Origin of the sequence: Pseudomonas sp. UYEF17, from assembly GCF_040546125.1 — a bacterium.
Taxonomy (GTDB): domain Bacteria; phylum Pseudomonadota; class Gammaproteobacteria; order Pseudomonadales; family Pseudomonadaceae; genus Aquipseudomonas; species Aquipseudomonas putida_Z.
Genome location: NZ_JBEPNE010000001.1, coordinates 102,008 through 124,788, shown reverse-complemented (window position 1 = coordinate 124,788; position 22,781 = coordinate 102,008). Strand labels below are relative to the sequence as shown.

Below are 22,781 nucleotides of genomic sequence, written 5' to 3'. Positions count from 1 at the left end.
ATTCGGAATCAACGCCACTCGCTATAGGGCTCCAGCGGCGTCACCGGCAGCGCCAGGTTGCCTCGCCACGGCTCGAACAGGTAGCGCAGGTAGAGCATGCCATGGCTAGGCGCATAGTCATCGCTGTGCTGCCAGTCGAAGCCGCCGCCCAACACCCACTGGTCGCTCAGGCGTCGCTCGAACAGCCCGCGCAGGCGGTAGCCCAGCCCGCTGCTGTCGCTGGCATCGCGCATCGCATCGTTGTTCGAATCGTCGATATCAAATCGATCCATCAACTTACGGTTGAGGTGCGTGTCCGGATACAGACGGCTGCGGCCGCTGTGGGCCTGGGACCAGCTTACAGACCCCTCCAGCAGCACCGACCAGTCGTAGTTGCGCCAGGCATAACTGACCGGCACGCCAACCGATGTGTAACGCTGAGGGCTGTAATAGCCGCCCTGCCCCAGGCTGTAGCCGCCCAGGTCCTTGTCGTGACGCCAGTGCATCAGCGTAAGGCCCACGCGCACACGCTCATCGGCTTTTTCCACCACGCGGTGGTACCAGCCGGCCATGGCCCGGGTGCGCTGGTTGTCGGCGACGTTTTCGCCATACAGCCAGTGGTGCCCGAGGCTGGCCCAGACGCCATTGTCACCGCCCTGGTCCCAGCTCAGGCCGAGCGTGGCGCCATTGGCCGTGACCCCACCCCAGCGCACGCCCGTGCGCGGGTCACGTGCCCCGGCAAAGGACAACAGCGAGTTGCTCATCGGCCGCCGCGAAGCGGTCAGCGACCAGCCAAACTGGCCGAGGTCACCGTTGAACGTGGCGCCACCCAACCAGTTGTTGATCGCATATCCTTGGGTGGTGCCCAGGTCGAAGGCCCAGCGGCTACCCTGCCAGCCCAGCGCCAGCACACTGCCGTCAGCAGTTTGCGAGCCCCCCTTGCACTCGCCAACAACCTGGCAGCTACCGAAATCTGTGGTATAGCGCCCATCATCGTCTTGCTTGAACGACCCCGCATCCATGCCGATGCGCTCCACCCGCGCAAAGGCGGTGCCGTCCTGCCAAGGGGTATCGACATGCAGCAAGGTCGACTGGGTACTCAGTTCGGACGTGCCCGGCGTGCCGTCGTCCTCGCGCCAACCGTAGTCGTGCATCAACGTCACATGGGTATTGCGCTGGCGATACAGCGCATCGACGTCGCTGCGCAGGCTGCGTGCCAGCCAGTCGTCGTCATCCTGCTCACGGCTGGCCAGCGTCAGTGCACGGTCGTCCCGTGGCGACACGGCAGCACGCTCGAGCATCTGCGCATCGGCCATCGCTGCGGCGTAAAGGTCCAGCGCCCGTTGCGGGTCATCCTGCGCCACCAGGCGGGCAGCATCGCGCCGCAACAAGGGATCGGGGCGAGGCTGCTGCGCTGCGATCTGGTCGAGCATTGCGGCCGCCTGGTCGTGTTTGCCCAAGGCGACCCAGACAGCCGCCAGGCGCCGCTGGGCGTTGCTGTCATCGGCAGCCAGTTGCGGTACCTGCACAGCCAGCATGTGCCGGGCCTGTGCCAGGTTGCCTTCGGCCACCGCGCTTTCGATCACGCCAAGGCGCGCCTGGGGTTGCCCAGGCTGCACGGCAAGCACGCGCTGGTAATAACCGCGCGCCTTGCCAGGCTCACCATTGGCCGCCGCCCAGTCAGCCAGCAGCATCAGGTCGTCGGTGCTGCCTTCGCCACGCGCCAGGCTGGCCTCGAGCAGGCGGGACGCTTCAGCCGTGCTGCCTTGCGCCTGCAGCTGCTGCGCCGAGGCCAGGGTCATGCGGCGGCGGATACGCTGCTCCAGTGCATGCATGTCCGCACTCCAGGCCCCCTGCGGCACCGCGCCCAGGCTGTCCAGGGCCAGCGCATCGCGGTCGCTGGACTCCAGGAACAGGCCATGGGCATAGCGGGTAGATGGGTCGCCCGGCTGGCGCTGCACGATGCTGGCGAATGCCGCGTCGGCTTCGGCGGTGCGCCCCAGGTGGCGCAGGCTGCTGGCCAGCTGGTAGACCAGCCAGGGCTCATCGGGGGCCAAGGCCGTGGCCTGGCCCAGCGCCTGGCTGGCCGCCGCCCAGTCCTCAAGCTGCATGGCCTGGTCACCTTGCTGGCGCAGGCGTGCGAGTTCCAGGCTGCGGCGCAGGCTGGCGAACTGCGCTTGCTGCCGAGGCGACAGGCTGTCGAGGTACGCCCGCGCCTTGTCGGGCGATTGCGCCTGGTACACACGCACCAGGCCGCGCACGGCACTTTCGTTATCCGGTGCCATGCGCCGAACCTGCAGGAATTGCCGCTCGGCGGCGGCTGTATCGCCCTCGGCCAGCGAGACATCCGCCAGGCCCAGCAAGGCGTATTCCTCCTTCGGGCGCTGCTGGCGTGCCTGCTGGTAGAAGGCACGGGCAGCGCGCAGGTCTTTCGCCTGCAGTGCCCGCTCGCCTTTGCTGAGCAGCGCCCAATACTGGCTGGACGACTCCAGGTCCTTCCACTGGCTGATCCAGTAGGTGTCCTGCTCCTTGGCACTTGCCGCCCGGAACGCCGCATTGGCGTCTTCGTAGCGGCTCTGGCGCATCAGCGCATAGCCCAGTGCACCCTGCAGGCTGGCATCATCCGGATACTGGCGCAGCGCCCGGCGCAGTTGTGCTTCGGCTTCAGCGTTGCGGCCCTTGTCGAGCAATGCCAAGCCCCGCCGGCCAGCCTGCCAGGACGGGTCGGCCAGCAGTTTGCGCTGCTGTTGCAGGGTCTCGCTGGCCTGCGCCTGCAACGGTGAAGCCGGGTAACGCTGGAGAAACGCTTGCCAGGCCGCCGCGCTGGCGGCGCTCACCGCTTGCCCGGACAGGTAGTCGAACTCACGCTGGGCAGCGGCATCCCGTGCGCCAGGGTCGCGCGACAGCTGGTCGAGCAAGGCCAAGGCTTCGCGGTCGCGATTTTCGGCGAACAGCCAACCGGCCAAGGTCTGGCGCAGCCCGGCACTGCCCGGGTACTGCTGGTCCAGTTGCTGCAGCTGCCTGATCGCTTCAGGGCGCTGGCCTGGGAGGTTGCCGCGCACGCGCCAGTAGTCCAGGGCCAATTCCAGGCTTGGCGGTTCACCAGCGAACAACTGTTCATAGGCCGCCAGCGCCTCTTCATTGCGCCCGGTGACCGCCAGCAGGCGGGCCTGCTGCAATTGCCGCACGCGCTCCGGCTGCTGCAGCTCGAGCAGGCGCCTGGCCTGGCGTGCCTGCAAGCTGCCAGGCGCGATGGCACTGATCCGCGCACTCAACTGCTCGGCCTCGGTGCTGTTCTTTTCGCGCAATGCCAGGCTCAGGGCCGCCAGCAACACATCCGGGTTGCGCGGCTCGAGCAATTGCAGCCGCCCCAGTGCATCGCGCACCAGGTCGTCACGATGCAGCGCCTCGCCGCGACGCACCTGGTCCAGCAGCCATTGGCGCTGTTCGCCGGCATCCTTGGGTTGCGCCGTGGCCTGGCAGGTCACTGCCGCCAGCATCAGCACGCCGATCATTCGCTGCATGGCGCGCTCCAGGCCGGCAACAGGCGGCCGTGCGGGTCAAAACGGTAGCGGCCTTGGTCCCAGCCCTGGCCAAACAGCGCCAGCACCTGGCTGTAATAGGCCTTGGCTTCGACTGGCTGTTCGCGCAGGCGCTGACGCAGTGCCGCCAGGCCCGCGACGTGCTCCGGCGATGCTGCCAGCAACGGCAGCAACGCCGCAGAGAAACCCGCCGGGCCATGGCCACTGGCAACACCGCTGTGCGCATCCACATGCTCTGGCGGCAACCCCTGGCGCGTGGTCAATGCCGCCATCGGGGCATAGTGGGCCACCAGTTCGGCACGCTGCGCCGCGTCCTTGGCCAGCATGCCGACCCACAGGTAGACGCGGATGGCGTCGTAGTCACCTTCACTGCCATGTTGCGGGTCCGCTGCCAGTTCACCGGCTGGCGTCCACAGCAGCCAGTCCGGGGCAAAGCCCTTTGGCGACGAAGCCAGCCACAAACGCCGCGTGTTGGCCGCCAGCTCGCCCCACAACGGGTCGACCAGGCTGAAGCGATCGAACAACTGCAGCGGCAAATAGCTGGGGTTCAAGCGGGCGCCACGAGCATCCTCGAAGCCGTAGTCCCCCGGCAGCAGCATCACCCCCAGGCCCGGCAGCTTGCGCACGGTCTGCGCGGCGATACGCCACAGCAGGCGCTGGCCCAACTGCGTATAGGCCGGCTCGTCCCACAGCCGCCCGGCTTCCAGCAGGCTGTAGGCAATCCACAGGTCGGCATCGCTGGCGTTGTTGGCATCCAGCACCTGCCACTGCTGCTGGTCGTTACGGCCCCACAGCCAGGCGGGCAGATGCCGGGCCAGGTCGCCCTCCGCCAGGTTGTTGCCGGTCCAGCGCAGCAACTGCGCGAAGGCTTGCCGGTCATTGCCCACCAGGGCGAAGAACAGCGCGTAGCTCTGCCCTTCCGAGGTGGTGATCAGGCGCTCGTCGCTCGGGTCGATGACCCGACCGTCGACACTCACCAGTTCGGCCTTGAAGCGGTCCCAGGCCGGCCATTTGCAAGCCGGTGCGGCACTCGTGACGACGGGCAGGCCCAAGGCGACCAGCCCCACCAGCAACTGACGCATCATCACCCCGCCTCACCCAGGCGGCGCTTGCCTGCCCAGCGCAGTGCCCGCCACAACAGGAAGGCAAACAGCACCACGCAAATGGCCGCGATTGCCGCCAGCAGCACCGGGTGCTCGGACAGGTGGAACCACAGCAGTAGCCACCACGGCAGCGCGCCTACGAAGTAGTGCTCACCGACGAACTGGCTGGTGACGCCGCTGCTGCGCACCAGCGTCACCGAACCGGCCACCGCATCGAGCTTGCCCACATCGCCGAGCACGTCGCGCAGCAACGCTTGGTCGCTATCGCTGTTGGCCAGCAGGGCGACGACGCTGCGCTGCTCATGGAAGGGCGACTTCAGCCCGGTGATGGCCGCAATCGGCGCCTGCGCGCTGACTGCCACTCGGCTGCTCGCGGCCACCGGCGCGGTATCGAAGCGCTGGCTGCCCGGCAGCCCTGTGCTACGGCCCTGCAGCAGCCAGTCCCGCTGGGCACTGAGCAACAGGCCAAGGTTGGGCGCATCCCCCAGCGCCTCAGGCAGGCTGCCGAGCAGCAGCAAGTCGGCATCGGCCGCTGCGGCCTGCTTCCAGTCATCGACCAGCCGCAGGCCAAGCGCCGGGTAGCCGATCTGCCCGGCCAGCCCGCCGACCGCATCGAGCAAGGTGCCCACCTGCATCGCCGTGGGCTTGGCCGGCATGACGACCAGCGTTTCGGAAAGGTCGGCCATGCGGCTGAACGGGAAGCCGCTGCGGGCGAATGCGCGCAGGTCGGGCATGGCGATGTAGTGGTGGTAACCGGACAGGTCGATGGTCGAGTTGTCGTCGATCGCCGCGCGCACATCCACCGGCAACGAGGTCTGGCAGCGGTCGCGCTGGGCGCTACCCAGGGTGCTGGCAAAGCTGAAATCGAAGCGCAGGCGGTTGCGGTCGCCGATCTTCAACGCCGGTACCAGCGACTTCTCGGTCAATGCGCTGTTGTCACCGGACAGCACCGCCAGGCGCATTTCCTCGAGCGTACCGCCGCGCCGGTCATTGCCCACCAGCGGCATGCTGGTGATGTACTGGTCGTTGACGCTGATGCTCAGGCGCGATTCGTCGCTCACTGCCGGGGCCGTGTAGCGGTACAGCGTACGCAGCGGAATGCCCTGGTTGCGCCAGACGAACAAGTCCGGCGGCAGGTTCAGCTCAAGTGTCACCGGCCGCGGTTGCAGGCCACTGACCTGCAGCTGCTCGGGGTAATCGAGCAGCTCGGCGAAGCGCACCGGGCGGTCGGTGCGTGTCCAGTTCGGCGCATCGTAAGGCTGGCGCGGCTGCAGTGCCGTCATCTGCTCGACCTTCACCCGGGCACCGCGGAACAGGTTGTTGCCAACCGCCAGCGCCGAGGCGGCCTTGACCAGGTCATCGTCGTTGCGGCCCAGCACCAGCAGCACCTTGCTGAAACGGTCGTCCGGGTGGTCGATCATCTGCAGTACCGGGCCGTCGACCGGCGGGAATTGCTGCAGGTCGGCAAGGAAGGCCGGGCGACGGTCGTTGCTGGCAAACACGATGCTCGGCGTGGGTTTGTCGCCACGGGCCGGCAGGCTGCCGTACAGCACCGGGAAGGTCGCCTTGCGCCAACCGGCCTGGCTGCCGAAGTAGGACGCCAGGATCGCCGCCGCACGCTGCTCGCCCAGGCTCGGCACGCCGCTGAACACCACCGGCAGCGTTACCTTGCCGGTGTCGCGCACATCAAAGAACGGCAGCGGGAAGTACGCCAGGTCGTTGTCCAGGGCCAGGGCCTGTTCGTGCAGCTGCACCTGGCTCTTGCGGTTCAGGTTCAGCCACAGGCCGCTGTGCGCAGGGTCTTCGCAGATGTCGGTGTAATGCCCGACGAACTCCAGGCGTACCCGGTTGAAATCGCTGAGCAGCTTCGGGTCCAGCGGCAGCTGGCGGCGCACGCGCTGGCCAAGCTGGTCCTTTTCCACCGGCACCACGCCCATCAGTTCGTCATTCAGGTACACGCGCAGGTGCGACAGGTTCGGCAACAGCGCGGGCGATGGCGTGTAGTCCAGCTGCAGGCTGGCGTCGGTGGCCAGGCGGTCGCGCCGCAGGCCGAATTCGATATGCTCGCTGTTGCGCACCCCCAGCAGCAGGCTGTCGGAGGCATGCCCGAGCTGCTCGAAGGTTTTCGCAACCGCCCAGTTCGGCACCGTGGGTACGGCTGGCTCGGCAAGCGGAGCGACAGAGGCGGCAGCGGCGCTTTGCGACAAGGCAGCAAGCAGCGCCATCGCCAGGCCCCAGGTACGCGCGGGATAACCAGTCATCATGCGTCTCGATCAACAGGGTTCAAGGAAGGGACAGGCTGCGGTGTGCGGGGCCTGTAGCTGGCCAGCCAGTTCGCCAGCGCGTGCAGTGGGTGCAGCCACGCCCGCACCCATGGCGGCAAGTGTTCGACCAGCCGCAGGTAACCGACACCGCCCAGCTTCAGCACGTCGACCAGGCTGCGCAGCGGGCGATCGACCTCGTGCTGCTCGTTCCAGCCAAGCCAGGCATCGGCGCGGGCAAAGGTGCAGTGGACCAGGTCGATACGCTGTTGCTGGCCGAGGTCATGGAACACCAGGCCCACGTGTTGCCCGACGGTACGGGTGACACAGGCCTGGAAGGCGAACTCGCGCTGGCCGCGGTTGAGCAGCAGGCGCACCCGCTCCCCCGCTTGCAACTCGAGGCCCCGGTGCAATTGCAGGCCGACACCGCCGTCGGAGTAGTCGACCAGGGTACAGGGGTAGGCGTGACCGCTGGCCAGCACCAGCCCCGCCGGCAAGCGCATCTGCACCCGGTGGGCGCGGCGCACCTGGCGCACTTCGGCAGCCACGGCGACGGCGGCGCCGATGATCAGCAGGTTGTAGATCACCCACAGCGAGCTGACGATCACCGTGCCGATTTCCGCCGCCGGGCCGGTGAACAGGCGCCACACGGCGAAGCCCAGGCCGGCCACGTTGAGCGCCGCCAGCCACAGGTAGGGTTGGGCGATGCGCCAGTCGAACTGCTCCTGCTCCATCAGGCCGCCCTTGGCGGTGACGTTGAACTTGCCCTTCTTCGGCGCGAACAGCGCGACCGTGGTCGGGCGGGCGATGTACCAGGCCAGCACGGTCTCGTAGACCTCGCCCCAGAAGGTCTGCCGGTACTTGCCCTGCATGCGCGAGTTGGTCAGGCTGGCGTGGATCATGTGCGGCAGCACGTACAGCAGGATCATCAACGCCGGTGCGTAGATGATGTAGGCATGCAGCAACAGGAACGCCAGCGGCGCGGTCAGGAACACCAGCCGTGGCAGGCCGGCCAGGAAGTGCAGCATGGCGTTGGCATAGCACACCCGCTGGAACAGGCTCAGCCCACGGCCGAACAGCGGGTTGTCGGTACGGAAGATCTGCACCATGCCCCGGGCCCAGCGAATGCGCTGGCCGATGTGCGCCGACAGGCTCTCGGTGGCCAGGCCGGCCGCCTGCGGAATGCTCAGGTAGGCCGATGACCAACCCTGGCGGTGCATGCGCAAGGCGGTATGGGCATCTTCGGTCACGGTTTCGACGGCGAAACCGCCGATGCTCTCCAGCGCGGTACGGCGCAGCACGGCACACGAGCCGCAGAAGAACGCCGCGTTCCACATGTCATTGCCATCCTGGATCAGGCCGTAGAACAGCTCGCCTTCATTGGGGCGACGGCGGAACGAGCCCAGGTTGCGCTCGAACGGGTCGGGCGAGAAGAAATGGTGCGGCGTCTGCACCAGCGCCAGCTTCGGGTCCTTGAGGAACCAGCCCACTGTCATTTGCAGGAAGGAGCGCACCGGCACGTGGTCGCAGTCGAAAATGGCGATCAGCTCGCTGTCGGTCACGCCCAGCGCATGGTTGAGGTTGCCGGCCTTGGCGTGCTTGTTGTCCGGCCGCACGATGTAGCCCACCCCCACTTCGTCGGCGAACGCACGGAACGCCTCGCGCCGGCCGTCGTCGAGGATATAGATGCGCAGGCACTCGCGCGGCCAGTCCAGGCCCAGGGCGGCCAGCACCGTGGTGCGCACCACCGACAAGTCTTCGTTGTAGGTGGGGATCATCAGGTCGACGGTCGGCCAGTGCGCCGGGTTTGCCGGCAGGTTCGCCGGCTTGCGCTGCAACGGCCAGCTGGTCTGGATGTAGCCCAGGATCAGCACGAACCACGAATAGGTTTCTGCCGCCAGCAGGATCACCCCGCACACCAGGCCCGTGGTGTCGTTCCAGTTCAGGGTCGAGGTGTAGCGCCACCACAGGTAGCGGCAGGAGATGAGCGTCGACAGCACGATCAGCATCAGGGTCGGGAAGCGGCCCGGCATGTGCCGCACCAGCAGGGCAATGCCCAGCAGCAGGCAGATGAACACCAGCTGCGCCAGGTAGCCGAACGGTTCGGTCACGCACAGCACGGCCAGGCCGATGGCGCCCAGGGTCAGCACGCTGTAGAAAACCCACCGGGCGAACACGCTCAAGCCGCGCAGGTGTGCCGAGGCTTGCTGCTTGAAAGCGCTGGCGCGGTAGCGCGCAGGCAGCTGCTGCAGGCGGTCGATCAGCAGGCCATGGTAACGGCGCAGCACCTGGCGCATACCGCGCAGCTGTGCACGCACTGCACTCCAGGCACGGCGGGCAAACCCCGGCTCGCGAGGCAGCGGTTGGCGCCGAACCAGCAGCCACAGGCTCTGGATCAGCAGGCGCAGCGGGTCACCCAGGCTTGGGCGCTTGCCCGCCAGTTGCGGGTACAGCCGCTGCCGCTCGGCCAACAGGGCTTGCCAGGTAGGCGACTCCAGGCGCAGGAACAGGAAGGCCAGCCACACGCCAAGGGTAAACAGCCACGCAACCGGCCGCCGCGCGCCACGTGTGCGGAACCAGGCGTAGGCCGACAGAGGGGTCAGGGTCACGACTGGCGCCTCGTCAGGCAGCGCACCGCCAGGCTCTGCACGTCCCGGCAAGCCAGGCTCTGCGGCGCGTAGTGGCCAAGCGGTGCCTTGCACGCCAGGGCCTCGATGAACGCCTCGTCGCGGTGCACCACCTGGATCGGCAAACGATCACGGAACAGGTCGCGCCACACCATCAGCAGGTCGCTCTGCAAGCGGCTGGCGGGGTCGTAGCGGTTGACCAGCAACAGGTCGTAGTGCTCGACCTGCCGGCGCCCGAGCAGCAGGTGGCTGGCCATTTCGGCCTCGGCCACCAACACCCGCACGTCAGTCTCGACGCTTTGGCCAGCGGCATCGGCCGGCAGTTGCGGCAGATCGAACAGCAACCAGTCGAAGTGTTCGGCCAGCTCGGCCTGTCGCGCGCGCCAGGCTTCAGCATCGGGCAACGGCGGCCGCGTGCCGGCAGGCAGATTGCCGAACGGCATCAGGCACAGGCCATCGAGCACCTCGTACATGGCATCGCTGTATGGCCGCCCTTCCCGCTCGGCAAGCGCCCAGCCCTCGTGGGTGTCGAGGGGCAGATTGAAGTGCAGGCCGAGCAGGTTGCTTGGGCACAGGTCGACCAGCAGCACCCGCTCACCTACGCCCTGCAACGCATGCCCCAGCGCGGCCAGCAAGGCACTGCGCCCCAGGCCACCGCGAACGCCGTGCAACGCCAGGCTGGTCATGGCGACAGCACCTGGCGCCGCGGCGCCGCCGTGTACAAGGTGCCCTGGGCGCTGCTCCGGCAGCTTTCACCCAGCAGTGGCCAGCGCTGCAAGGCCTGCTGGACACCCACCAGCAACGAGATGTCCTGGTAGTTCAGGTCCGGCATGTCCAGGTGCTGGCGCAACTGGGCGATATCGTCGCTGCGGTCGGCGGGGTCTGCCTTGCCAGTGATCATGGGCGCTCCTTCGGGACAGGCTGCCAGTCGGGCTGGCCTTGCAGGCGCATGTAGGCGCGCCCCTGGTAGTTCAGTACTTGCGCACCTGCGGTTTCCGCGACCTGTTCGGTGGTCGGCAGGTCGCTCAGCAGGCTGGGCACATCCAGCAGCTGCTGCTGGCCCAGGCCCGCATACACGCGCGAGATCAGCTCGGACAGCGCCAGATAGCTGGTGGGTGCCGAGACGTGCAGCGGCTCGCTGCGGGCAGGTTGGCCCATGCCGATGAACTTCAGGCCCACCGGCACATGAGTAATCGATGGAGTGGGGATTTCACGCATGCCCGACAGCTGCATGCGGTCGCCATGCAGCGCGGCACCATGTTCCGGGACAATGGCCACGACCACGCGGCGGCCGCTGCGCTCCAGTTCATCGAGGAAGCTGCCAAGCTCGCCGAACAGCCGGGTGGCGCGGGTGGCGTAATCGGCCACGCGGGTACCGCCGTCGGCGGTGACGATACGGTTGCCGTCATGCAGGCTGATGCTGTTGTAGAACAGCGACACATGCTCGGCCGGCGCGCCTTTGCGCTGCCCCCACCAGCGGCGCAGCACCTCCAGGTCGCTGGCGATCGGCGAGCCGTCGAAGCCGACCAGTGCCCGCGGGAAGTCGGTGTTGCGCAGGCCGGGTTGCGGCATGTGCTGCTGGGTGATATCGCCGATGAAGTTGTCGAAGCGGCCGCTGTGGTTGAGCAAGGTGTTGCTCTGGAAACCGAGCCTGGCCAGGTTCTGGAACAACAGGCACTGCTCCGGGGCGGGCTGATACAGCCCGGCGTGGGACGACTGCCCGCAGCTGGCACGCAGCACGCGGATGGCGGCCGGCCCGCTGTAGGACGTGGCCGAGTTGAACTGGTCGAAGATCACGTCCAGGCGCGAGAACAGCGGGTTGTCACGCAGCCCGACGGCAGACAGGTCATCCCAGGCCAGCGAGCAGATGTTGATCACCAGCAGGTCGAACGGCTGCTCATCGGCCTTCATGGCCGGGAATGCTGTCACCCGTTCACGCTCACTGGCGAAGAACCGCTCGAGCCAGCTGTCGAGCGTGGCATTGTCGGCAACCGCGGTGGCCTGCGCCTGCTCGGTGGGGCTGGCAGCCGCGGCGCCAGGCGCCTGGCCCGCATTGAACCCCAGCGCTGGCAGGCCGCCGACCGCCAGCCACGCCAGCCCCAGCAGGCTCAAGGTACTCAGCCGCAGCCAGTGGCGCAGGTACAGGTAACCCACCAGCAACAGCGCCAGCGCGCCCAGCAGGTTCCAGTTGATGAAGCGGCCGAGCAGTTCGAGCAGGTAGTCCCACGAGAAATCGAACACCCCCGGCTGCGCCAGCAGGCGGCTGAAGGGCGGCAGCCAGGTGTCCTGGTAGAACAACGCGATGCCGACCGGTACGGCCACCAGCTGCCGCGCGATTCGCAGCCAATTGCCCGGCAACGGCAGCAGCAGAAACGCGGCGAACAACAGGTTCGGCAGCGCCTGGAAGTCGAGCATGCCAAGGGCGACCAGCAGGAACTTGGCCAGGAAATAGAGGTTCCACCCTCCCAGTCCAGGCCAGCGGGCCGGTACCGGGAGGGTGGCGGATGTATTAGTCATTACGGGGTTCCTGGCGTGCAGCGCGGTGGCGTATGCCCAGCGGTTTCAGGTAACGAGGTGGAAGGCGGCGGCGCAACCAGCCGCGCAGCGTGGCGCGCAGGCGCAACAGCAGCAGGGCCAGCGCCAAGGTGACCAGCGCCGTGACGCCGACCACTTGCAGCAGTTGCACGAAGTTCATTGCGTACCCCGCTTGCCCAGGGCCACCCGGCGCGGCGCCAGGGCCGGCCTGGCCTGGGTGGGCAGCTGCGCCGCCGCGTCGAGCCGGGGTGGCTGTGGCACGCTGTCGTCGAGGAAGGCCGGGGTGGCCAGGCTGTCGACACCGGCAAGCACCTCCTGGCTGATGAACAACTCTTTCCACGACAACTGGAAGATGTGGTCAAGGGCTTGCTCGACGCCTTCGGAGCGGCAGGCGAACAGGAACAGGAACAGCACATCGCCCACCACGCAGGCGATATCGCCGTCGCGGCGGAACACCGTGCGCGAGCAGGCTTGCAGCGGGGTCAGCCCAGGGGCCGGGCGCAACACCAGCAACTGGTGGGCGATTTCGCCGTTGCGCACCCCGTGCCACATGGTTTGCACCGCTTCGGCGAACGCGCGCGGCGCCACCAGCCCGCAGATGGCCAGCGGCCGCAGGCGTGCGAGCAAGGCATCGAAATCGCTTGGCAGGCGCCGGCGCCAGAGGTAACCCTGGATGCTCTCGACCATGGTCAGGAAGCGCGACAGGCTGGCGCCGAACGGCACGATCTGGCTGGCCCCGCAGGCCAGCAGCAGTTGTTCATCCTGGTAGCGCAGGGTTGGTGCCATCTCGCGCACCACCAGCTTCAGGGCACTGCCACGCAACTGGCGCAAGCGGTGCAACTGGCGCGCCAGGCTATCCAGGCGCTGCCCGCCGTCCATGGCAAAGATGACCGTGGCGGAAACCGCCCTGCCGGCCTTGGCACCCAGTTCCTCGAGGCTCTCGCAGACCTGCCAGTGCTCGGAGAAGGCTGGCGCACCTTCCAGTACCGGGCGCTGGGCCAGGCACAACAGCTCGTCGCCACCGGTGTCGCTGGGGGCCTGCGGCGCCCCGGCGGCGGCGAAGCCTGCTTCAAGCCGCGCCAGTTCCACATCGCGCGTACCGGTCTTGCCGAGCGGGTTGCTCCAGAAATGCTGCAGGTAGCGCACCCCGCCTTTGCCGCGGTACACCTGGGCCAGGCCATCGACGCCCTGGTTGAACGCACGCAGGCGCTCTAGCAACCCGGCACTCTGGCCGCTGCTGATGACCAGCAATAGCGTGGCCTCGGCCAACAGAACCGGGCGCAGCGCATTGCACCAGCTTTCGACGTTGCCGGCACCCCAGACGTCGGCGGGCGCCAACAGCACCAGCACCCGCCCGGCGGCGTCAATACGCGGCAGGTCATCGACCAGGTGCCGGGCGGCTTGCAGGTCGGCTTCGTACAGCGCCAGTTCGGCTGGGCCCTGCGCGATATCGAGCGCACTCAGCACATCACCGATGGCTTGCGCATCGGCGACCAGGGCTGCGCGAACGTGCTCGGGCAGCCCCCCGACCACCTGGCGGCATAGGACGGTGGCGTCTTCTGCGTTGTCGCAGGCCAACCAATACAGTCCTTGTACATGAAGCTGGCTGCTTTCGGCGCCTAAGCCGGAAATAGCCAACCACGGCATTCCATTCGTCAAAACACTGGCTCTGAAAAGTAGATTGAAACGGCTCTGAGAGGTGGCTACGGGCACATGCGCCGCTGAGGCTCGATGATGAGCGTCAAAAAAACAACAAAATAACTGACACCCAACCGAAACCGTCACTTCTACAGCAGTGAGGCAAAATGAAATCACGCAGAAATGTAATGAATTGCAAAAAATTGTTAGCAGCAGGTGCAGGTCTGGGGATGTTTGGCACCTGTGAGATCGAGCGCCGCCCGCGAGGCGCTTCGCAGCACAAGGTTGCCTCAGGTACAACGTGAGCCCGAAGCCTGCGCAGTGCCTGTGGGAGCGGGCAAGCCCGCGAAGCAGGCGACGCGGTGGATGGCACCGGCTACGCCGGTGTTCGCGGCCACGGCCGCTCCCACAGGTACAGGGTGAGCCCGAAGCCTGCGCCGTACCTGTGGGAGCGGGTTCACCCGCGAAGCAGGCGACGCGGTGGATGGCACCGGCTGCGCCGGTGTTCGCGGCTAAAGCCGCTCCCACAGGTACAGCGTGAGCCTGAAGCCTGCGCCGTACCTGTGGGAGCGGGTTCACCCGCGAAGCAGACTGCGCGGTGGATGGCACCGGCTTTGCCGGTGTTCGCGGCCACGGCCGCTCCCACAAGTACAGCGCGAGCCCGAAGCCTGCGCCGTACCTGTGGGAGCGGGCATGCCCGCGAAGCAGGCGACGCGGTGGATGGCACCGGCTACGCCGGTGTTCGCGGCCACGGCCGCTCCCACAGGTACAGCGTGAGCCTGAAGCCTGCGCAGTGCCTGTGGGAGCGGGCAAGCCCGCGAAGCAGGCGACGCGGTGGATGGCACCGGCTGCGCCGGTGTTCGCGGCCACGGCCGCTCCCACAGGTACAGCGTGATCCCGAAGCCCGCGCAGTACCTGTGGGAGCGGGCATGCCCGCGAAGCAGGCGACGCGGTGGATGGCACCGGCTGCGCCGGTGTTCGCGGCCACGGCCGCTCCCACAGGTACAGTGTGATCCCGAAGCCTGCGCCGTACCTGTGGGAGCGGGCATGCCCGCGAAGCAGGCGACGCGGTGGATGTGTTCGGTTACTGCGCAGGTTTCGGGTACAAGCTGTACCTGTGGCTGCGGCGCTCATTTACCATGGCGGCTGTTTTTAGCCATTACCAAGGAATCCCGCCATGAGCGCCCCTCAGTTTCGCACCCCCACAGCCGCCGACGCCGAGCGCTGCTACGCCATCGAAATCGGTGCCTATGAAGGCGATGAGGCGGCCACGCTGGAGAAGATCCGCACCCGCATCGCGCAGTATCCGCAGGGCTTCCTGGTGCTGGAAAACGCGGGCGAGATCGTTGGTTTCATCAACAGCGGCTGTGCCCACGAAGTGGTGATGTCCGACGAGGCATTCAAGGAACTGGTCGGGCATGACCCGGCGGCGCCAAACGTGGTGATCATGTCGGTGGTGGTGGACCCGGCACACCAGGGCAAAGGCTACGCCAAGCGGTTGATGGATGAATTCATCGCACGCATGAAAGCTGCGGGCAAGCTGACCATTCACCTGATGTGCAAGGAGCAGCACGTGGCGCTGTACCAGAAGCTGGGGTATCAGTACATCAAACCATCGCCATCGGACCACGGCGGCATGGCCTGGCATGAAATGGTCATGGTCCTCTGATAGGCAATGGGCCGCAGGGCGGCCCAAATGGCAGTTTATTCGCCGCTGACCAGCTGGCGTGCCAACTGGTTGTGGCGCTCCAGCACCCGTGGCAGGTCGACCGTGGCCAGCTGGCCATCCTTCACCACCACACGGCCATTGATGACACTGGTGTGCACCTGGGTCGGGGTGCAGAACACCAGCGCCGCCAGCGGGTCGTGGTGGCCACCGGCATAGGCCACGTGGCCGAGGTCGAAGGCGACGAAGTCGGCCACCATGCCTGGGGCCAGGGCGCCGATGTCGTTGCGGTTGAGCACCTTGGCACCGCCGAGCGTTGCAATTTCCAGCGCCTCGCGTGCAGTCATCGCGTCGGGGCCGAAGCCCACCCGTTGCAGCAGCAGGGCCTGGCGCACTTCACCGATCATGCTGGCGCCGTCGTTGGATGCCGAACCGTCGACCCCCAGGCCCACCGGCACCCCGTGGTCGCGCATCTTGCGCACCGGGGCGATGCCCGAGGCCAGGCGCATGTTCGAGCATGGGCAGTGGGCGACACCCGTGCCGGTGCGGGCGAACAGCTCGATGCCATGCTGGTCGAGTTGCACACAGTGGGCGTGCCACACGTCGTGGCCGACCCAGCCGAGGTCTTCGGCATATTCGGCGGGGGTCATGCCGAACTTCTCGCGGCTGTAGGCGATGTCGTTGACGTTCTCGGCCAAGTGGGTGTGCAACGACACCCCGTACTGGCGCGCCAGCACGGCTGCTTCGCGCATCAGGTCGCGGCTGACCGAGAACGGCGAGCAGGGCGCCACCACGATGCGGCGCATCGAGCCGTGGCTGGCGTCGTGATAGTCCTCGATCAGGCGCTGGGATTCCTTGAGGATGTCGGCTTCCTTCTCCACCACCGAATCAGGCGGCAGGCCGCCCTGGCTGCGGCCCACGCTCATGCTGCCGCGCGCGGCGTGGAAGCGCATGCCGATCTCGTCGGCGGCATGGATGCTGTCGTCGAGCTTGCAGCCGTTGGGGTAGATGTACAGGTGGTCGCTGGAGGTGGTGCAGCCGGACAGGATCAGTTCGGCCATGGCGGTCTGGGTCGACACCGCGATCATCTCGGGGGTCAGGCGTGCCCAGATCGGGTAGAGGTTGGTCAACCAATTGAACAGCTCGCCGTCCTGGGCCGCCGGCACCACGCGGGTGAGGCTCTGGTACATGTGGTGGTGGGTGTTGACCAGGCCAGGGATGACCACCTTGCCGGCCATGTCCAGCACCACATCGGCGTGCTGTGGCAGGGTATCGCTGGGGCCGACCTGGCGGATCAGGTTGCCTTCGATGAACATTCCGCCGTTCCTGATCTCGCGGCGTTCGCCGTCCATGGTGACCAGAAGTTCGGCGTTCTTGACCAGTAGCGTTCTTGGAGCATTTGTAGATGACATGGCTTAAGCCTGTCGCAATACGCATCGGCGATTACCGATGTCATAGGCGCATGGCATTGTAAGCAAGGTTTTTGCGGATTGTATACAGGGCTGGTAATCCTGTGCCGGCCTCTTCGCGGGTAAACCCGCTCCCACAGGTACTGCACAGAATTCATGAGCTGTGTAGTCCCTGTGGGAGCGGGTTTACCCGCGAAGAGGCCAGTACAGGCTACCTCAATGTCAGATCAAACCGCGCCACGGCTGGCGACCCCATCCACCAACCGCGCAATCCCCAGCGGGTTGGCACTTTTCAGCGCATCCGGCAGCAGCGCATCCGGGTAGTTCTGGAAGCACACCGGGCGCAGGAAGCGGTCGATGGCCAAGGTACCGACCGAAGTACCACGGGCATCGGAGGTGGCCGGGTATGGCCCGCCATGCACCATCGCGTCCGATACCTCTACGCCGGTCGGGTAGCCGTTCAGCAGCAGGCGCCCGGCCTTGCGCTCCAGCAGCGGCACCAGCGTGGCAAAGGCACGCAGGTCGTCCGGTTCGGCAATCAGGGTGGCCGTCAGCTGGCCTTGCAGGTGGCGCAGCGCTTCGGCCAGTTGCTGGGCATCGGCCACTTCCACCACCACGGTGGTCGGGCCGAACACTTCTTCCTGCAGCAGCGGGTCGCTGTCCAGCAGCAGGCTCACATCCGCCTTGAACAGCTGTGGCTGGGCCTGGGTGCCGGTTTGTGGTTGCCCGGCCAGGTGCTGGATGCCAGGGTGCGCCAGCAGATGCTGCACACCGTTCTGGTAGCTGCGCAGGGTGCCAACGTTGAGCATGGTCTGCGGCGCCTGGTCGGCCATGCGCGCCACCAGCGTGTGCACGAAGCGTTCGAACTGCGGCGACTTGATGCCCACCACCAGGCCCGGGTTGGTGCAGAACTGCCCGCAACCCAGCACTACCGAGGCGGCCAGTTCGCTGGCTACCTGCTCGCCACGGGCCTGCAGGGCCTGGGGCAGGACAATTACCGGGTTGATGCTGCTCATTTCGGCGAACACCGGGATCGGCTGCGGGCGCGCAGCCGCCATGTCGCCCAGGGCGCGGCCGCCACGCAGCGAACAGGTGAAGCCGACCGCCTGGATGGCCGGGTGCTTGACCAGTGCTTCACCCACGCCGGCGCCATAGATCATGTTGAACACGCCTGCAGGCATGCCGCAGCCGGCCACCGCGCGGTCAATGGCCGCGGCCACGTGGGCAGCGGTCAGCATGTGCCCGCTGTGGGCCTTGAACACCACCGGGCAGCCGGCCGCCAGCGCCGAGGCGGTATCACCGCCGGCAGTGGAGAAGGCCAGCGGGAAGTTGCTGGCACCGAATACAGCCACCGGGCCGACGCCGATGCGGTACTGGCGCAGGTCCGGGCGTGGCAGCGGGGTGCGCTCGGGCAGCGCACGGTCGATGCGCGCACCGAGGAAATCGCCACGGCGCACCACATCGGCGAACAGGCGCAGCTGGTTGCTGGTGCGGGCGCGCTCACCGCGGATGCGTGCCTCGGGCAGCGCGGTTTCGCGCATCACATGCTGGACGAAGTCATCGCCCAGTGCGTCCAGTTCGTTGGCGATGGCGTCGAGGAAGGCGGCGCGCTGCGCCGGGCTGGTGCTGCGGTAGGCCGGGTAGGCAGCCTCGGCGGCCTGCACCGCGGCTTCGACTTCGTCGCTGGTCGCCTGGTGGAAGGCGTATGGCAGTGGCTCGCCGGTGTGGGCGTCGACGCTGTTCAGCAGCACGTCACCGTTGCCGCTGAGCTGGCCGGCGATGTGGTTCAGGCGATGTTCGATGGACATTTCGTTTCCCGTTGGCAATGACAGTCGTTGGGCTGGGACTGTAGGGGGCGAAATGCGTGCTGAATAATGATTAATGCGGATCAGGTGATAACAGATCGTTATCACAACGGCCTTCTCCAAAAGTTTCCATCGTATGCACGGCCCACTGTGGGAGCGGGTTCACCCGCGAACACCGGCGAAGCCGGTGCCATCCACCGAGTCGCCTGCTTCGCGGGTAAACCCGCTCCCACAGGGACCGCGCAAATGCTCGAAAGCGCGTGGGTCACTCGGCCATCTGCAACTCCGGCAGCTTCACCCGGAACGCCCGGGTAAGCCCCAGCAGCACCACCAGGCCCATGCCCATCCAGCACAAACCGATGGTGAACGACAGGCTGGTCAGGCTGCTCCACAGCCACAGCGTGCTGAGGAAGCCCAGGCCGGGAATGGCGCCATACAGCAGGTAGTTGCGGCCACCACGCAGCTTGTGGTCGATCAGGTAGTGCTTGACCACGGCCAGGTTCACCGCCGAGAAGGCGAACAGCGCGCCAAAGCTGATCATGTTGGCCACCGTGTCGAGGCTGATCACCAAGGCAATCAGCGACAGCAGGCTGACCAGCAGGATGGCCGTGGCCGGTACGCGCTTTTTCGTCACCAGCTGGCCGAACGCACGCGGCAACGCACCGTCGCGGCCCATGGCGAACAGCACCCGCGACACGCTGGCCTGGGACACCATTGCCGAGGCGAAGCAGCCGGCCACGTAAGTGGCGGTGAAGGCGGTCACCAGCAGTTCGCCGCCGACCCGGCGCATCACGTCCACCGACGCCGAGTCCGGGTCGGCGAAGCTGCCCCAGTCAGGGAACACCATCTGTGCGCAGTACGACACCACCAGGAACAACATGCCGCCGATCAGCGACACGGCGAGGATCGCCACGGGAATGCGGTAGGTGGGGTTGCTGGTTTCCTCGGCCATGGTCGAGACCGCATCGAAGCCCAGGAACGACAGGCACAGCACGGCGGCGCCGGTCATGATCAACGGCACGCTGAAGCCTTCGTGGTGGAACGGCGCCAGCAGCGACACTGGCTGCGCCTGCCCGCTGAGGTTGTGGATGGACAGGGCGACGAACACGACGATGAACACCAGTTGCACCACCACCAGGATCCAGTTCACCCGGGTGATCGACTCGATGCCGATCAGGTTGAGGAAGGTGACCAGGGCAATGGAGCCCGCCACCCACACCCAGGCGTGGATGGCCGGGAAGTACTCCGACATGTAGATGCCGATCAGCAGGTAGCTGAGCAGCGGCAGGAAGATGTAGTCGAGCAGCAGGGTCCAGCCGGCGATGAAGCCGATGTGGCTGCCGAAGGCCTTGCGGGTGTAGGTGTAGACCGAGCCGGAGTAGGGGTGGGCCTGGACCATGCGGCCGTAGCTGTAGGCGGTCAGCAGCATGGCGGCGAGGGTCAGCAGGTAGGCGGTGGGCAGGTGCCCCTTGGTCATCTGGGTGACCAGCCCGTAGGTGGTGAACACTGCCAGGGGGACCATGTAGGCCAGGCCGAACAGCACCAGGGCGGGCAGCCCCATGGACTTGCGGAAACGGCCGTTGCTGGCGGTGGGTTGCGACGGGCTATGTGCAGGGCTATGGGCTGTACTTGTTGTTGTATGCATTGCTAACTCCTGGAAAGGGATGCAGGACGCCGCGGTATGCGAGCGAGCTCGATACCGGTGGGTGTTGTGCAAGGAGGTCGAGCGGGTGGCTCGCAGCGCTGGGGCGGGTTGATGCTCCCACACCCCGCTGGTACCCGGAATCACCCTTTGGGGTGAGCCAGCAGGGGGCTTTGCCTGCTCACCCCAAAGGGTGATTTCGGTGTTTGCAGTGCCATGGGAGTATCTGGCCAACGACGCACCGCACTGGCGGCGGTGCCTTTACTTGAGACGGCAGGCCCAAAGTGACTGATCAATTGCTTTCGCAACAGTGGTTCGAGCACCTGGCCAAGGTCACCGAGGCGATCGGCCGACCGGGCTTTGCCGCCACCCTGTTTGCTGCGCTTGGCGTGATTCGGCCGATCCAGGCGACCACGGTGTACCTGTACCCGCACGACGGCATGCCCTGCGCGCTGTTCGAGCAGGACGACAAGGCGCCCTGGCAGCCCGAGGGCAATGTCAGCCGCTACCTGTCCGGCTTCTATCTGCTCGACCCGTTCTACGGGGCCTGTGTGGAGCAGGTCGAGTCCGGTTGCTACGGCCTGTTCGAAGTGGCGCCCGACCACTTCGAGGTCAGCGAGTACTACCAGTCGTTCTACCGGCACTCGCACCTGGAGGATGAGCTCAACTACATCCTGCAGGTCGCGCCCGGGCAGAGCCTGGCGGTATCGCTGGCGTTCACCGACAAGCTCGATGGGCAAACCCGTGCGCTGTTCGGGCGTATCACGCCCTGGGTACTGGCGGTGCTCGGCAAGCACTTCGCCGGGCTGGACAGCCGCACCGGGCGCTTCGAGAACATCCTCGAGCAGCGCATCCACGTGGCGTTGAACAACTTCGGCAGCTCGCTGCTGACCGAGCGTGAGTGCCGTATCGCCCAGCTGATCCTGCGAGGCCACTCGACCAAGTCGCTGGCCGAGCGCCTGGGGGTGTCGGAGGACACCATCAAGTCACACCGCAAGAACGTCTACGCCAAGCTCGACATCGGTACCCAGTCCGAGCTGTTCTCCCTGTTCATCGACGCGCTGGCCAATGCCCAGGGCGTGCTGGGCAAGGACCCGCTGGAAAGCTACATGGGCAAGCTGCGCTGAGCGCAAGCCACCCTGCAACCCCACCGCAAAGGAAAACCAACAATGAATGCGCCTTTCGCCCCGCAACGCCAGACCCGTGACTACCAGGCAGCCGATGCCGCGCACCACATCCATGCCTTCCTCGACCAGAAGGCGCTGAACGCCGAAGGGCCGCGAGTGATCGTCGGTGGCGAACGCCTGCACCTGTGGGACAGCGAGGGCAAGCGCTACCTGGATGGCATGTCCGGCCTGTGGTGCACCCAGCTCGGCTACGGCCGCCGCGACCTGACCGCCGCCGCAGCCACGCAGATGGACCAGCTGGCCTACTACAACATGTTCTTCCACACCACCCACCCGGCGGTGATCGAACTGTCCGAGCTGCTGTTCAGCCTGTTGCCGGGGCACTACAGCCACGCGATCTACACCAACTCCGGCTCCGAGGCCAACGAGGTGCTGATCCGTACCGTGCGCCGCTACTGGCAGGTGGTTGGCCAGCCGAACAAGAAGATCATGATCGGCCGCTGGAACGGTTACCACGGCTCCACCCTGGCCGCCACGGCGCTGGGTGGCATGAAGTTCATGCACGAAATGGGCGGGTTGATCCCGGATGTGGCGCACATCGACGAACCGTACTGGTACGCCGAGGGCGGCGAGCTGACCCCGGCCGAGTTCGGCCGCCGCTGCGCCTTGCAGTTGGAGGAGAAGATTCTCGAACTGGGTGCCGAGAACGTCGCCGGCTTTATCGCCGAGCCGTTCCAGGGCGCGGGCGGCATGATCTTCCCGCCGGAAAGCTACTGGCCCGAGATCCAGCGCATCTGCCGCCAGTACGACGTGCTGCTGTGCGCCGATGAAGTGATCGGCGGCTTTGGCCGCACTGGCGAATGGTTCGCCCACGAGTACTTCGGCTTCGAGCCTGACACCCTGTCGATCGCCAAGGGCCTGACCAGCGGCTACGTGCCCATGGGCGGCCTGGTGCTGAGCAAGCGCATTGCCGAGGCGCTGGTGGAGCGGGGCGGGGTGTTCGCCCACGGCCTGACCTATTCCGGCCACCCGGTGGCGGCGGCGGTGGCCATCGCCAACCTGAAGGCGCTGCGTGACGAAGGCATCGTGCGCCAGGTGAAGGACGACACCGGGCCGTACCTGCAGCGCATCCTGCGCGAGGTGTTTGCCGACCACCCGTTGATCGGCCAGGTGCAGGGCGCCGGGTTGGTGGCGGCGCTGCAGTTCGCCGAGCACAAGCCGACGCGCAAGCGCTTCGCCAACGAGAATGACCTCGCCTGGCAGTGCCGCACCTTCGGTTTCGAGGAAGGGGTGATCATTCGCTCCACCCTGGGCCGGATGATCATGGCGCCGGCGCTGATCGCCAACCACAGCGAACTGGATGAGCTGGTGGAGAAGACCCGCATTGCCGTGGACCGCACGGCGCGCCTGGTCGGCAAGCTCTAGACCGCTGATCCCTGTGGGAGAT

15 protein-coding genes are annotated in these 22,781 nt (G+C 66.6%); 3 read left to right on the top strand and 12 right to left on the bottom strand.

Annotation, left to right across the window (positions count from 1 at the left end; all coding sequences use genetic code 11):
• Positions 1-8: 8 nt before the first annotated feature.
• The 9 genes from bcsC to ABIB24_RS00535 are packed head-to-tail and all read right to left on the bottom strand — an operon-like array spanning position 9 to position 13,694.
• A complete protein-coding gene (gene bcsC, locus ABIB24_RS00575) occupies positions 9-3,503 on the bottom strand; it encodes a cellulose synthase complex outer membrane protein BcsC (protein ID WP_354315970.1) in 3,495 nt (1,164 codons plus the stop codon).
• Positions 3,491-4,606, bottom strand: a complete 1,116-nt coding sequence (gene bcsZ, locus ABIB24_RS00570; protein ID WP_137164291.1) for a cellulose synthase complex periplasmic endoglucanase BcsZ — start codon at positions 4,604-4,606, stop codon at positions 3,491-3,493. Before bcsZ ends, bcsC begins: the two co-directional genes overlap by 13 nt.
• Entirely contained in the window at positions 4,606-6,885 is a 2,280-nt protein-coding gene (gene bcsB / locus ABIB24_RS00565) for a cellulose biosynthesis cyclic di-GMP-binding regulatory protein BcsB (protein WP_402948385.1), read from the bottom strand. The genes bcsZ and bcsB overlap by 1 nt, the downstream gene beginning before the upstream one ends.
• Positions 6,885-9,494, bottom strand: a complete 2,610-nt coding sequence (gene bcsA / locus ABIB24_RS00560) for a UDP-forming cellulose synthase catalytic subunit (RefSeq protein ID WP_354315968.1) — start codon at positions 9,492-9,494, stop codon at positions 6,885-6,887. Before bcsA ends, bcsB begins: the two co-directional genes overlap by 1 nt.
• Positions 9,491-10,198: a cellulose biosynthesis protein BcsQ gene (gene bcsQ, locus ABIB24_RS00555; RefSeq protein WP_354315967.1), complete on the bottom strand. Its 708-nt coding sequence runs from the start codon at positions 10,196-10,198 to the stop codon at positions 9,491-9,493. The genes bcsA and bcsQ overlap by 4 nt, the downstream gene beginning before the upstream one ends.
• A complete protein-coding gene (bcsR, locus tag ABIB24_RS00550) occupies positions 10,195-10,413 on the bottom strand; it encodes a cellulose biosynthesis protein BcsR (protein WP_025339608.1) in 219 nt (72 codons plus the stop codon). The genes bcsQ and bcsR overlap by 4 nt, the downstream gene beginning before the upstream one ends.
• Positions 10,410-12,029 carry a cellulose biosynthesis protein BcsG gene (bcsG, locus tag ABIB24_RS00545; RefSeq protein WP_274079900.1) on the bottom strand — a complete coding sequence of 540 codons (1,620 nt, stop codon included), beginning with the start codon at positions 12,027-12,029 and terminating at the stop codon, positions 10,410-10,412. Before bcsG ends, bcsR begins: the two co-directional genes overlap by 4 nt.
• Positions 12,022-12,207, bottom strand: a complete 186-nt coding sequence (gene bcsF / locus ABIB24_RS00540) for a cellulose biosynthesis protein BcsF (RefSeq protein ID WP_137164295.1) — start codon at positions 12,205-12,207, stop codon at positions 12,022-12,024. The genes bcsG and bcsF overlap by 8 nt, the downstream gene beginning before the upstream one ends.
• Complete coding sequence (locus tag ABIB24_RS00535; RefSeq protein WP_354315966.1) at positions 12,204-13,694, bottom strand: BcsE family c-di-GMP-binding protein; 1,491 nt, start codon at positions 13,692-13,694, stop codon at positions 12,204-12,206. The genes bcsF and ABIB24_RS00535 overlap by 4 nt, the downstream gene beginning before the upstream one ends.
• Before the next feature lie 1,168 nt (positions 13,695-14,862).
• Between ABIB24_RS00535 and ABIB24_RS00530 the strand changes: the two genes are divergently transcribed.
• A complete protein-coding gene (locus ABIB24_RS00530; RefSeq protein WP_289515327.1) occupies positions 14,863-15,354 on the top strand; it encodes a GNAT family N-acetyltransferase in 492 nt (163 codons plus the stop codon).
• Between the two features lie 35 nt (positions 15,355-15,389).
• Here ABIB24_RS00530 and ABIB24_RS00525 read toward each other — a convergent pair whose 3' ends face one another.
• From ABIB24_RS00525 to ABIB24_RS00515, 3 genes are all read right to left on the bottom strand, one after another.
• Complete coding sequence (locus ABIB24_RS00525; protein WP_025338655.1) at positions 15,390-16,763, bottom strand: 8-oxoguanine deaminase; 1,374 nt, start codon at positions 16,761-16,763, stop codon at positions 15,390-15,392.
• 224 nt (positions 16,764-16,987) lie between these two features.
• Positions 16,988-18,568: an aldehyde dehydrogenase (NADP(+)) gene (locus tag ABIB24_RS00520; RefSeq protein ID WP_354315965.1), complete on the bottom strand. Its 1,581-nt coding sequence runs from the start codon at positions 18,566-18,568 to the stop codon at positions 16,988-16,990.
• A 262-nt stretch (positions 18,569-18,830) separates the two neighbouring features.
• A complete protein-coding gene (locus ABIB24_RS00515; protein ID WP_025338657.1) occupies positions 18,831-20,210 on the bottom strand; it encodes an APC family permease in 1,380 nt (459 codons plus the stop codon).
• 281 nt (positions 20,211-20,491) lie between these two features.
• Here ABIB24_RS00515 and ABIB24_RS00510 point away from each other — a divergent pair, with 281 nt between their 5' ends.
• Positions 20,492-21,334, top strand: coding sequence for a helix-turn-helix domain-containing protein (locus tag ABIB24_RS00510; protein WP_025338658.1), 843 nt, complete (start codon positions 20,492-20,494; stop codon positions 21,332-21,334).
• 42 nt (positions 21,335-21,376) lie between these two features.
• Positions 21,377-22,759 (top strand): aspartate aminotransferase family protein, encoded by a 1,383-nt coding sequence (locus ABIB24_RS00505; protein WP_025338659.1) that lies wholly within the window; start codon positions 21,377-21,379, stop codon positions 22,757-22,759.
• Positions 22,760-22,781 lie beyond the last annotated feature (22 nt).